The organism is Arsenicibacter sp. R0_47 (assembly GCF_057652235.1).
Map to the genome: position 1 here is coordinate 43,103 of NZ_JBYFCJ010000024.1, position 12,029 is coordinate 55,131.

9 protein-coding genes are annotated in these 12,029 nt (G+C 50.7%); 7 read left to right on the forward strand and 2 right to left on the reverse strand.

Annotation, left to right across the window (positions count from 1 at the left end; translation table 11 throughout):
- Nucleotides 1–3 precede the first annotated feature (3 nt).
- On the reverse strand, nucleotides 4–1,365 hold the full coding sequence (locus AC23NW_RS27535) for a methylmalonyl-CoA mutase family protein (protein ID WP_487453572.1): 1,362 nt from the start codon (nucleotides 1,363–1,365) through the stop codon (nucleotides 4–6).
- Between the two features lie 369 nt (nucleotides 1,366–1,734).
- Here AC23NW_RS27535 and dnaA point away from each other — a divergent pair, with 369 nt between their 5' ends.
- On the forward strand, nucleotides 1,735–3,144 hold the full coding sequence (gene dnaA / locus AC23NW_RS27540) for a chromosomal replication initiator protein DnaA (protein WP_293834483.1): 1,410 nt from the start codon (nucleotides 1,735–1,737) through the stop codon (nucleotides 3,142–3,144).
- 57 nt (nucleotides 3,145–3,201) lie between these two features.
- A complete protein-coding gene (locus AC23NW_RS27545) occupies nucleotides 3,202–4,173 on the forward strand; it encodes a GNAT family N-acetyltransferase (RefSeq protein WP_487453573.1) in 972 nt (323 codons plus the stop codon).
- 56 nt (nucleotides 4,174–4,229) lie between these two features.
- Here the strand turns inward: AC23NW_RS27545 and AC23NW_RS27550 are convergent, their stop codons facing one another.
- Complete coding sequence (locus AC23NW_RS27550) at nucleotides 4,230–4,928, reverse strand: NUDIX hydrolase (protein ID WP_487453575.1); 699 nt, start codon at nucleotides 4,926–4,928, stop codon at nucleotides 4,230–4,232.
- A 287-nt stretch (nucleotides 4,929–5,215) separates the two neighbouring features.
- Between AC23NW_RS27550 and AC23NW_RS27555 the strand changes: the two genes are divergently transcribed.
- The 5 genes from AC23NW_RS27555 to AC23NW_RS27575 all read left to right on the forward strand — a co-directional run bounded on the left by AC23NW_RS27555 (nucleotide 5,216) and on the right by AC23NW_RS27575 (nucleotide 11,879).
- Complete coding sequence (locus AC23NW_RS27555) at nucleotides 5,216–5,599, forward strand: hypothetical protein (RefSeq protein WP_487453577.1); 384 nt, start codon at nucleotides 5,216–5,218, stop codon at nucleotides 5,597–5,599.
- A gap of 126 nt (nucleotides 5,600–5,725) precedes the next feature.
- Entirely contained in the window at nucleotides 5,726–7,009 is a 1,284-nt protein-coding gene (locus AC23NW_RS27560) for a TolC family protein (protein WP_487453578.1), read from the forward strand.
- A gap of 20 nt (nucleotides 7,010–7,029) precedes the next feature.
- Nucleotides 7,030–8,148, forward strand: a complete 1,119-nt coding sequence (locus AC23NW_RS27565) for an efflux RND transporter periplasmic adaptor subunit (RefSeq protein ID WP_293834474.1) — start codon at nucleotides 7,030–7,032, stop codon at nucleotides 8,146–8,148.
- A gap of 137 nt (nucleotides 8,149–8,285) precedes the next feature.
- Nucleotides 8,286–11,384: an efflux RND transporter permease subunit gene (locus AC23NW_RS27570; protein ID WP_487453580.1), complete on the forward strand. Its 3,099-nt coding sequence runs from the start codon at nucleotides 8,286–8,288 to the stop codon at nucleotides 11,382–11,384.
- Nucleotides 11,385–11,444: 60 nt separating this feature from the next.
- Nucleotides 11,445–11,879 carry an SRPBCC family protein gene (locus tag AC23NW_RS27575; protein WP_487453582.1) on the forward strand — a complete coding sequence of 145 codons (435 nt, stop codon included), beginning with the start codon at nucleotides 11,445–11,447 and terminating at the stop codon, nucleotides 11,877–11,879.
- Nucleotides 11,880–12,029: the final 150 nt, after the last annotated feature.

Genomic DNA, 12,029 nt, shown 5'->3' on the forward strand with positions numbered 1-12,029 from the left:
ACACTATTGTTCGAAAGCTGCCGCTAACCGGCGGTCAGGAATCAGGGCGTTCGGATAAGCAGGCTGGTGAGGCGCGGGCTGATTAGCTTCATCAAACCGGAATTTGTTTACGCCAACCATAATACTGCCGTTGTGCATAGCGGCGATACGGGCATCATAAGCGGCCTGCAATTGCGCCTGAATACTGCCGTTGGCTATACCGGCCAACAAACCACCTTGCTGTTCGGTCGTCACAAACAGCGCCCAGGCAGACTGAACCAGCAGGTCTGTGGCCTGTTCGATGTACCAGGCACCTGCCGCCGGATCGGCCACTTTGTCGAGATGGGCCTCTTCTTTGAGCAACACAGACACGTTGCGGGCAATCCGTTCCGAAAAGGCATCGGGCGTTCCGGATACGGTGTCGTACGGGTGAACGGTCAGCAGGTCAGCCCCGCCAACCACGGCTGCCATGGCTTCGGTTGTGGCCCTGAGCAGGTTAGTATAAGGCGTAACCGCCGCGTCGTAAAATGTTGAGGTCTGCGCGTGTATGAACGGCTGCGGAACACTGACTCCGTAAGCACCCGCGAAGCGATACCATAATACCCGCAAAGCCCGTAGTTTGGCAATCTCCGGAAAATAACTGGTACCGACCGAAACCGACAGCATGGTTTTGTACAATGCCTGTTCAACCGGCAAGCCGGCTTCTGTGAGCAGATCATAGGTGTCGGCCAGCGAGGATAACAGAAATGCAAGTTCCTGAGTGGCAGTGGCGCCGGCATTGTGAAAAACCGTGCTGCCGGCACAGACGGACCGGAACTGCGGTGAGTCGGCGGTCAGGCGTATTGCTTCGGCCAGTGCACCGGCCGTCGTTGCCGCCGGTACATTACCGGTCTGGAGGTAAACCGTTACCGGATCAATCAGCAGGCCGCCTTTGAGCTGGTAAGGCGCAATCCGGCGCAGGTCCGGTAGTAAATCCGGCGTTAGTGACCGGAAATAAACGGGGGTGTCACTTAGTTTAATGCCTTGCAGCAGCCGGCTCAGCAAACCTGCCGGAAAGCCGGTCTGCGTGGTCAGATCGAACACAATGGCGTCGGCACCTTTGTCCAGTGCTTCCCGCGCCTGCCGGTTTGCCGCCGCAATGTCACTGCTGCCTGCTACCTCAGGGGTATTCAGCCAGCCGGGTTGCCCTTTTTGTGCTGCCTGATTAGCCGATAGCAGCTGCGGACTGACATCACCGGTTGTATAGTACGGATCAAGTACAAAACCTTCCGGCGTCTGCCACCGTAAGGCTTCGTAAATAGTTGGATCTTTTAAATCTTTCCGGACCTGCTGAAGCCAGTCTTCTTTGGTGGCAGGCGCAAATGTGTCGGCAAATAAGGACGTCATAGGCGTGTCAGTACGCTAAATTTCCGGTAAAGGTAAATTTTCTGCCAGCATGCTGAAAATAGATTTTGCTAAATAACTATAGCTATTGGTATTGTACAATTCCAGGCTCTTATCTGATTAATTTGTTAAGCCGCCGGAATGCGCGTATTTTTATTGTTCGGGAGCGCTCCGGACAGACAACTAAGTGACTTTTTTTTCTACTTTTGTCTCCCATTTTTAAAGAGCCACCGGCAAGTAATAACCCGGAATAGTAATTTTTGATGGTTGAACAGGGATGTTTTTGTAACTTAGTGATGGAAACGCCTTGCTCAGTAAAACTACTATTCTAACAATATCTGATTAACTGTGAATGTAGCTGTTCAACCTGGTATGCAGCGAGAAGTAACGACGGTATGGAACCGATGTCTGCAAGTCATCCGGGAGAACGTACCCGAGCAAAGCTTCAAGACGTGGTTTGAACCGATAGTCCCTCTCCGGCTATCCGGTACTGTGTTGACAATTCAGGTCCCCAGTCAGTTCTTCTACGAATGGCTGGAGGAGAACTTCGTACACATTCTCCGCAAAGCACTCGATTTCAGCATCGGCCGTGACGGACAGCTGGAATATTCCATCATTGTTGATAACGGTAACGAAAAGAACCGGCCGCTGACGGTCAATGTTCCGACCACAAAATCACCCCAAACCGCTAAGCCTGACAACGTTAACCCGGATATTCTGAAGAGTCCCTTTCAGCTGAAAGACCTCGACTCCCTGTCGCTGGATTCGTATCTGAACCCGAGTTATACATTTGATAATTACGTGGAAGGGGACTGTAACCGGCTGGCACGGAATGCCGGTTATGCGGTGGCAACCCGTCCGGGCGTTACAGCATTTAACCCGCTGATGATCTATGGCGGGGTAGGACTGGGCAAAACGCACCTGGTACAGGCCATCGGCAATACCATCAAAAATACGAGTCAGGATAAATTTGTCCTGTATGTGACGTCTGAGAAATTTACCAACCAGTTTCTGAACGCCATCAAAACCGATACGCTGCGGGACTTTAACCAGTTCTACATGCAGGTGGATGTGCTGGTCATTGACGACGTGCAGTTTCTGCAGAAAAAAGAAAAAACGCAGGAAATTTTCTTCCATATCTTTAATCACCTGCATCAGTCCGGCAAGCAGATTATCATGACCTCCGACCGACCGCCGCGCGATCTCGCCGGACTGGAAGACCGGTTGCTGTCACGGTTCAAATGGGGGTTAACGGCCGATTTACAGACGCCGGATCTCGAGACCCGGATTGCCATCATTCAGAAAAAACTAATGGCTGAGGGGGTTTACATTGACAATAACGTCATTGAATACCTGGCCCACAGTATCAACACCAACGTACGGGAGCTGGAAGGCGTTATTGTGTCGCTGATGGCGCAGGCCTCGCTCAACCGCCGCGAGATTGACCTCGAGCTTGCCAAGCAGACATTGCGCAATATTGTCATTGATTCTGATAAGGAGGTGACTATTGATGCCGTGCAGGAGATTGTGGCCGATCACTTCGGTATTACCGTTGCCGATCTGAAATCGAAAAGCCGGAAACGCGAACTGGTCTATCCGCGTCAGATTGCGATGTACCTGGCCAAGGAGAAAACAGAACTGGCCCTTAAATCCATCGGCTATCATTTCGGCGGCCGCGACCACAGTACGGTTATCCATGCCATTCAGACGATCAACGATCTGATTACGGAGAAACCGGAAACCCGGGAAACCGTCGAAAAGCTCAAATCCTACTTTAAATAACCGCATCCGTTACAAACAGGTCTGGTCTCCGTCAGGAACCTGAACCTGTTGTTAACGATGACCAATTCCCCGATTCAATTTCTTAACCGTCCGTCGATTGATACATCGGCCTGGGACGCCTGTGTGGCCCGGTCGCCGAACCGGCTGGTATACGGGCTCAGCTGGTACCTTGATGCCGTAACGTCGGCTGAGGGCTGGCGGTGGGCCGGCCTGGTCAGGACGACAGCTGACGGGCAGTACGAGGCGGTGATGCCGGTGCCGCTCCGGCGGAAATACGGGCAATGGGTGGTACACCAGCCGCTTTTCTGTCAGTTTCTTGACGTGTACAGTACAGACCCTGCGGTCGATATCCAGCCTTTTTTTTCGTATCTGTACCGGCGTTTCCGGTATGGCTCTGTCCTGCATCTTGCCCGCTTACCTGAAGGGTTACCGGAAACAAGCGAGGTACGTACGGCGCATACTCATTTGTTGCCATTGCCTTCAGGCGGGCAATCGTATCCAATCCGTTATCCGGCCGACCGGCGAAGGCACTTACGCCGTGCTGAGCAACATGGCTGGCAACGGCGGCCGGCAACCGATCCGGCGCTGATGATAGCCTGGTTTAAAGAATACCATGCGCAGCAAATAGCCGGTGGTGTCGGGGATTGGGCGTATGACGTACTGACGCAGTTAATCAGGGATTTAATCAGCCGCCGCATGGCAACACTTGCGTATGTGGTTGACACGTCGGGGGAGGCGCAGGTGGGAGCGTTGATTGTGGAGGCGTTTGGCCGGATGATTTACCTCTTTAATGCGGCCACACCGGCCGGTCGTGCCGGTCATGCGCGGGCCTGGCTGATCGACACCCTGCTCAGGGAAGCGGGGCGGCCGGTTATTTTTGATTTTGAAAGCCCCGACGTACCGGCAATTGCCCGCTTTTATCAGGCGTTCGGTGCACATCCGGTACCGTACTATATCCTCCGCTGGAAACGGCTGACGAAGCTTGAGCAATGGGTGAGGCGGATCATTTTAATGTATAATGGACAATGATTAATGTGTAATGGGCGCTGGTCCGGCATTATTCATTAGCCATTTAACATTAATCATTACAGAATCGCCACCGGCATTAGGTTCCAGAAAGCATGGAACTGGTCCTGATATTTTTCCTTGTTGAGCCGGTACAGGGTTGCCTTTTTAGTGGCCGAGTTCGTGTTTTTCTCGCCGGTATCGATCAGCAGGCCGGTCGAGAGGAGTTTGCGGCTGAAATTCCGGCGGTCGAGCGGGGCATCATAAATGGCTTCGTACAGCTTTTGCAGCTGCGGCAGCGTGAATTTCTCCGGCAGGAGCTCAAACCCGAGCGGGTGCAGGGTTGCCTTATAGCGTAGTTGTTCAAGCGCCTTCCGGACCATATCGTCGTGGTCAAAAATAAGGGATGGCTTTTGGTTGAGGCTAATCCAGTGAGCATTGTGCGCTTTCACCGCTTCGGGATCATGGTCAGCAATGTTGATGAGCGCAAAAAAGACAATTGACACCGTACGTTCGACCGGGTCACGGTTCACCCGGCCAAAGGCTTCAACCTGCTCAACGTAAATATCATGCAGGCCGGTCAGGTCGAACAGCAGGCGTGATGCCGCTACTTCCAGATCTTCTTCTTCGTTCAGGAAGCCGCCAACCAGCGACCACTTCCCGGCTTCCGGCGCGAAGTTCCGTTTAATGAGGAGCACTTTAATTTCCTCGCCATCGAAACCGAAAATAATGCAATCAAGCGCTACCAGTAGCCGGTAGGAGTGGGCGTAACGTGTCATCCTGCAAAAGTACATGTTCAGGTCGGTTTATGCATTACACAGGCCTGTGAGCCTGTACGTGTAGATCAGTCCGATGCGGATAAATGATTGATAATTAAGAGCCTGTATATCGTTGTATAGTAAAAAACCAGGAAATACTTTGACAAACAGACATCCTCGGATAGAGGTATCACGGCTGGCAGCCTTTATGTAAAACCCTTTTAATTACCTTTTAATGAAAGATTTATCTGTTCTTAACGTTGCCGGGTGCCTGATGCTTTTACTTTGTAGCAGTTAAGAACACGAACATGTCAGCCATCAAAAAAATAGGAATAATCGCTTTTCTGCTCGCGATGACCGCCATTCGGGGAACTCTCCCTGGATACGGCAGCGGGGCGATGGCCTATGGCTCCGCTGGTAAACACCTGACGGCTGAACGGGGCAAACAATCTGTTGATCATACGAACTGGATCGGCCGTGCTGAAGATGAACAGGAGTACCGGCAGGCTTCTGCTGATACGTCGTTTGATCTGGCCCCGGCTGCGGTTCTGGTTACGCTGTTTGCCGTCGCCTGGCTGCTTTTGCTGGGACGTTCTTTCCGACTGCCATTCAACACATATAAATCGTATCAATCACGTCCGTATTATCTTCTCTTTCATTCGCTCCGGATTCCTGAAAAGCAGCGTATGTAGTATCCGTTAGCATCATCGCTAATCAGCTATGTAGCACATAGCCAGGCTATTTAGTGCCTGTTCATTCTGTAATTTAGTTTCTATTCACTCAAAAGTCCCTGACTACCAGGGCATTATTATCGACTTATGAAACGGCTCATTCTTTTGGTTGCGGGCGTACTGACCGTCCATGGCCTTCAGGCAGCAGACATTCCGGCAGCAGGTGATACGCTGCGGCTCACACTGGCCGATGCCGGGCAGCTTTTCCGGCAGAATAACCTTACACTGATGGCAACTAAGCTGGGGGTTTCTGAGAATCAGGCCTATGAATACCAGGCAAAACTCTGGAACAATCCATCGATTTATATTGAACAAATGCCATACAACCAGCAGTCACGGGAAGTGATGCCGGTTAAGCAGAGTAATTCAGAGCAAGTGATTCAGTACCAGCAGCTGCTGTTGCTTGCCGGTAAACGCAACAAACAGCTGGCTATTGCCAGAACCAGTACCGAGCTGGCCAATGACCGCTTTTTTGACCTGCTGCGTACCCTGAGCTATCAGCTGCGGAGTACGTTTTACAGCCTGTACTATACGAATCAGGCACTTGACGTTTACCGCGAAGAAATTGCAACGCTGCAACAGACCGTCGACCTGTATCAGCAGCAATACGATAAAGGCAACGTGCCGCTGAAAGACCTGACACGACTAAAGGCGTATCTGTTTAATCTGATCACTGAACGCCAGCAATTATTAAAGAAACTGACCGACGACCAGGCTGATTTAGCTTTACTCCTGAATGTCAGCCCTACAATCCCGATTAAGCCATTGCTGACAAATAACGAAGCAAGTCAGGCTGGCGTGGGTCAACAAAACGTAAGTGAGCTGCTGCGGCTGGCCGACGAGAACCGGTACGACCTGAAAGGCACCCGCGATCAGGCCAAACAGGAGCAGCAGAATCTAGTTCTGCAGAAAGCACTGGCTGTACCGGATCTTACGCTTCAGGGTACGTATGACCGCAACGCCGGATACATTCAGAACTATTTCGGGGTTGGCGTAGGCATTAACCTGCCGTTTTTCAACAAGAATCAGGGCAATATCAAGGCCGCTTCGATCCGGATTCAGAGCAGTCAGCAACTCGCCAACGCCTATCAGATGCAGGTAGAAAATGATGTGCAGCGGGCCTATACCAAGGCGCAGCAGACCGAACAGCTCTACCGGACATTCGATCAGCGGTTTGTCAATGATTTTGACAGGCTTATTCAGGGGGTTACCACCAACTACCGGAAGCAGAACATCGACGTGGTCGAATTCCTTGATTTTTTCGACTCGTACAAAAACAGTCAGCTCCAGTTTAATCAGCTTCAGAACGACCGGCTTCAGAGTCTGGAAGACATCAATTTTGCCGTAGGTACAACCGTATTCAACAAATAGACCTCATCTTATCAACCGTCATGAAAACGAATAAACACACATTCGCAACCTTGTTCGCCATTTCTTTCGCCCTTGTGTCCGGCCTGTCAGGCTGTTCTTCGTCGGCAAAAGAAGACGAAAAAAATGTAGCCGAAACGAAAAATGACGCCAGCCTGCTGGCAACGGCTAAAATCGACACAGCCCGGCTTGAAACCGTAAATAATGAATTGAACCTGACTGGTAAGGTAACCTTCAATCAGGATAAGGTGGTGAAGGTATTCCCGCTGGTTGGTGGCCACATCGAAGAGGTTAAGGCCGATCTGGGCGATTATGTAAAAGCCGGTCAGGTGCTGTCGGTGATCCGCTCCGGCGACATGGCAGACCTTGAACAACAGGCCGTTACCGCTAAAAGCCAGCTGGCCGTTGCGCTGAAAAACATGCAGGTGACTGAGGATATGTCGCAGGCCGGTTTGTCGTCGCAGCGCGATCTGGTAGCCGCCCGTGAGCAGCTGCAGGCCGCTAAAGGTGAAGTAAACCGCGTGGCGCAGCGCCGTCAGATTCTGGGCGGCACGGGTTCCGTTTATATTGTAAAAGCACCGGTGAGTGGCTTTGTGGTCGAGAAAAACGCCGCCCAGGGCATGGAGCTCCGTTCTGACGACCCCGAAAACCTGTTTACCATCTCAAACCTTGATCAGGTGTGGATAATGGCGAACGTTTATGAATCTGACCTTGCCAATGTGCGGGTCGGCTACGAGGCCGATATCACCACCCTGTCATATCCCGATAAAGTATACAAGGGAAAAATTGATAAGATTTTCAACGTGTTAGACCCTGAAAGCAAGACGATGAAAGTGCGCGTCACGCTGGATAACCGGTACATGGGCCCATCGGATTACGCGCTGAAACCAGAGATGTTCACGAACGTGAATGTGCTGTATGCCGGTCAGGATAAGCGGGTAGCCATTCCTGCCAAAGCGATTGTGTTTGATAAGAGCCGGAATTTTGTGGTGGTCGTTACACCGAAAGGCGAGCCGGTTGTCCGGGAGGTAAACGTCTTCAAAACCATCGGCGACCGTGCCTACCTTGCCAGCGGCCTGCAACCCAACGACCGCATCGTTACCCAAAATCAGCTCCTGATTTATAACGCACTAGGGAATTAGGTATTTAGTGATTGAGTAATTGTGTGAATGAGTGACGGCCTCCCAAAGCGGCAAAAACTCGTTCACCCGACAGCCTATGTGCTGCCAAACGCTCACTAAATCGCTGAATCACACAATCACTAACTGAAAATCTTCCCATGAACAAGTTCATAAAAAATATTCTGTCGTTCTCGCTGAAGAACAAATTCTTTGTGTTCTTTCTGACCGTGCTGATCGTGATCGCCGGCTTTATCAGTTACCAGAACACACCCATTGAGGCCTTTCCGGACGTGACCAATACCCAGATCACAATCATTACGCAGTGGCCGGGCCGGAGTGCCGAAGAAATTGAAAAATTCGTAACGATCCCGATTGAAATCGGCCTGAATCCGGTACAGAAAAAGACCGATATCCGCTCAACAACGCTGTTCGGGCTGTCGGTGGTGAAAGTAATGTTTGAGGATGGTGTGGATGATGCCTTTGCCCGGCAGCAGGTCAATAACCTGCTGGGGAGCGTTGACCTGCCGGAAGGTATTAAGCCCGATGTGCAGCCTCCGTATGGACCAACCGGCGAGATTTTCCGCTATACCCTCAAAAGCCCGACCCGCACTGCCCGTGAGCTGAAAACACTACAGGACTGGGTCATTGACCGGCAGCTGAAAAGTGTACCGGGCGTGGCCGATGTCGTCAGCTTCGGTGGTGAAGTGAAAACCTATGAAATCTCGGTTGATCCGCGCCGGCTGCTGGATTACAACATTACGCCGCTGCAACTGTATCAGGCCGTTGCCAACTCAAACGTAAACGTAGGGGGGGATGTCATTGAGAAAAACTCGGAAGCCTATGTGGTGCGGGGGATTGGTTTGCTGAAAAACAGCAAGGATATTGAGAATATCATCATCAAAAATATAAACGGGACACCGATCATGGTGCGGAATGTGGCGCAGGTGGCCGAATCGGCACTACCCCGGCTCGGTCAGGCCGGTCGTGATAAGCAGAACGATGTAGTGGAATGTATTGTGGTGATGCGGAAAGGGGAGAACCCAAGCGCAGTCATTGAACGGGTAAAAGACAAAATCAACGACCTGAACGACCACATTCTGCCGTCAGACGTTAAAATCGATACGTTCTACAACCGCGAAACGCTGATTCACTTTGCCACCCATACGGTAACGCACAACCTGATCGAAGGGATTATTTTCGTAACGGTCATTGTGTTCCTGTTTATGGCCGACTGGCGGACCACCGTTACCGTGTCGATTGTTATTCCGCTGGCATTGCTCTTTGCATTTATCTGTCTGCGCCTGCGCGGGATGTCGGCCAACCTGCTGTCGATGGGCGCCATTGACTTCGGGATTATCGTCGACGGTGCGGTGGTGATGGTTGAAGGGATATTTGTGACACTCGATGAGATGGCGCACCGGAACGGTATGGAACGGTTTAATAAACTGGCTAAACTGGGCGTGCTGCGCAAGACCGGTACCGAGATGGGAAAGGCTATTTTCTTCTCGAAACTGATCATTATCACCTGTTTAGTGCCGATTTTCTCATTCCAGAAAGTAGAAGGTAAAATGTTCAGCCCGCTGGCCTGGACACTGGGATTTGCCTTGTTGGGTGCCTTGTTCTTTACGCTGACGCTGGTGCCGGTACTGTCGAGCATTCTGCTGAAAAAGAATGTGCGCGAAAAGCATAATCCGTTTACGGAGTTTCTGGTGAAAAAATCGACCAGTATTTTCGGCTTTACCTACACCCATAAAAAAATCAGCCTGCTGTTTTCACTGGCACTGGTTGTCGTCGGGATGTCGGGTTTCTCGCTGTTAGGTACTGAGTTTTTACCGGAGCTGGATGAGGGATCAATCTACGTGCGTGCCAGTATGCCGATGAGTATCTCACTGCCTGAATCGGTTAAACTGACGACGCAGATGCGGAAGATTTTTGAGCAGTTTCCGGAGGTAAAGGGTGTGATGTCGCAAACCGGCCGCCCGAACGATGGTACTGACCCGACCGGATTCTATAACATTGAGTTTCTGGTTGATGTGTATCCGAAAGATGAGTGGAAAAGCCACCTGACCAAGGAGCAGCTGATTGATCAGATGCAGGAAAAGCTGAAAGTATTTCCCGGGGTTAATTTTGGCTTTTCACAGCCGATCATGGATAACGTTGCAGAGGCTGTTTCGGGGGTTAAGGGATCAATTGCCGTTAAAGTATATGGTCCGGATCTCTACACACTCGAAGAAAAATCAAACGAAATCAACAAGCAGCTGGCTACCGTAAAAGGCATTGAAGACCTTGGTGTTATCCGGAACATCGGCCAGCCGGAGCTACGGATTGAGCTGGATGAACAGAAACTGGCCGTATATGGTGTTGATAAGGCGGATGCAGAAGCGGTAATCGAAATGGCTATCGGCGGTAAAGCGGCCACGCAGATTTATGAAGGTGAGCGGAAGTTTGACCTCCGGATCCGGTATGACAAAGGCTTCCGGTCCAACGAAGAGCAGATCGGTCAGCTGATGGTACCTACAGATAAGGGAATGATTCCGATTAAGGAGATCGCCAAAGTATACACGCAGACCGGTCCGATTCTCATCTACCGCGAAGGCAATCAGCGCTACGGGGCCGTTAAGTTCTCGGTGCGCGGCCGGGACATGGGCAGCGCCGTTGCGGAAGCACAGCAAAAAGTTACCGAACATGTGAAACTGCCGCAGGGATACAGTATCAAATGGGCCGGTGATTTTGAAAACCAGCAGCGGGCAACCCTGCGGCTGGAGCAGGTCGTACCGATCAGCTTACTGGGTATTTTCTTTATTCTGTTCGTGTTGTTCGGGAATGTCAAAGATGCCGGACTGGTGTTGCTGAATGTACCGTTTGCGATTATCGGTGGTATTGCCGCCCTGTTGGTAACACATGTTAACTTCAGTATCTCGGCAGGTATCGGCTTCATCGCTCTCTTTGGGATTTGTATTCAGAACGGGGTAATTCTGATTTCGGTCTTTAAGAAGAACCTGCATAACCGCATGACACTCGATGCATCCATTAAGCAAGGAGTTATTTCGCGGGTGCGGCCGGTAGTGATGACTGCGATGATGGCCGCCATTGGTCTGATACCGGCTGCGATTTCGACCGGCATCGGTTCCGAAACGTCGAAGCCATTGGCTATCGTCGTTATCGGCGGACTGATTACGGCCACCTTGCTGACCTTATTTATTTTCCCGCTGCTGTTTTATGTTTTTTATCGTGGCAAAGCCACAAACCTTGGCTAGTGTTTCCGGGTTGAGGTTCAGAGAGCGTTTTCCGCTCTCTGAACCTCAATTTTTACTATTGTGAAACTTATTCTGCGCACACAGGTTGCCCGGCCGGTAAACGAGGTCTGGGCCGGTTTCGACCGGAGATTATTTGATAAGCTGAGTCCTCCCTTTCCGCCCGTTCAGGTCCTTCGTTTCGACGGTTGCCAAACCGGCGATCAGGTTCAGCTGGAGCTGAACTTTTTGCTGTTTAAACAACGCTGGGACAGCCTGATTGTCGATCAGCAGACATCTCCCGATGAGATTTACTTTATCGATGAAGGAACAAAACTACCGTTTTTCCTTCGCTACTGGCATCACCGTCACCGGCTGGTAAAATCCGGTAGCGGAACCCTTATCATCGATGATATTACATTTCGAACACCCAACCGGTTGATGGATTATTTAATGTTACCATTTATTTGGCTTCAGTTTTTATATCGAAAACCTATATATAAACATGTTTTTAAGTAAGACCGTTACGTCATAGTTAATAAAACTATGTTTTGGGTGCTAATGAAAAAGTGAGTAACGTGTAGAAAAACATTTGTTAAACACAGGAACGGTCTTATATTTATTCTGTAAACACCTAATTAGTAGAATATTATGATAAAACCGTATACT

Coding starts and splice junctions, on each gene's coding strand:
- AC23NW_RS27535 (WP_487453572.1), bottom strand. CDS start 1,365: ATGACGTCCTTATTTGCCGACACATTTGCGCCTGCCACCAAAGAAGAC.
- dnaA (WP_293834483.1), top strand. CDS start 1,735: ATGCAGCGAGAAGTAACGACGGTATGGAACCGATGTCTGCAAGTCATC.
- AC23NW_RS27545 (WP_487453573.1), top strand. CDS start 3,202: ATGACCAATTCCCCGATTCAATTTCTTAACCGTCCGTCGATTGATACA.
- AC23NW_RS27550 (WP_487453575.1), bottom strand. CDS start 4,928: ATGACACGTTACGCCCACTCCTACCGGCTACTGGTAGCGCTTGATTGC.
- AC23NW_RS27555 (WP_487453577.1), top strand. CDS start 5,216: ATGTCAGCCATCAAAAAAATAGGAATAATCGCTTTTCTGCTCGCGATG.
- AC23NW_RS27560 (WP_487453578.1), top strand. CDS start 5,726: ATGAAACGGCTCATTCTTTTGGTTGCGGGCGTACTGACCGTCCATGGC.
- AC23NW_RS27565 (WP_293834474.1), top strand. CDS start 7,030: ATGAAAACGAATAAACACACATTCGCAACCTTGTTCGCCATTTCTTTC.
- AC23NW_RS27570 (WP_487453580.1), top strand. CDS start 8,286: ATGAACAAGTTCATAAAAAATATTCTGTCGTTCTCGCTGAAGAACAAA.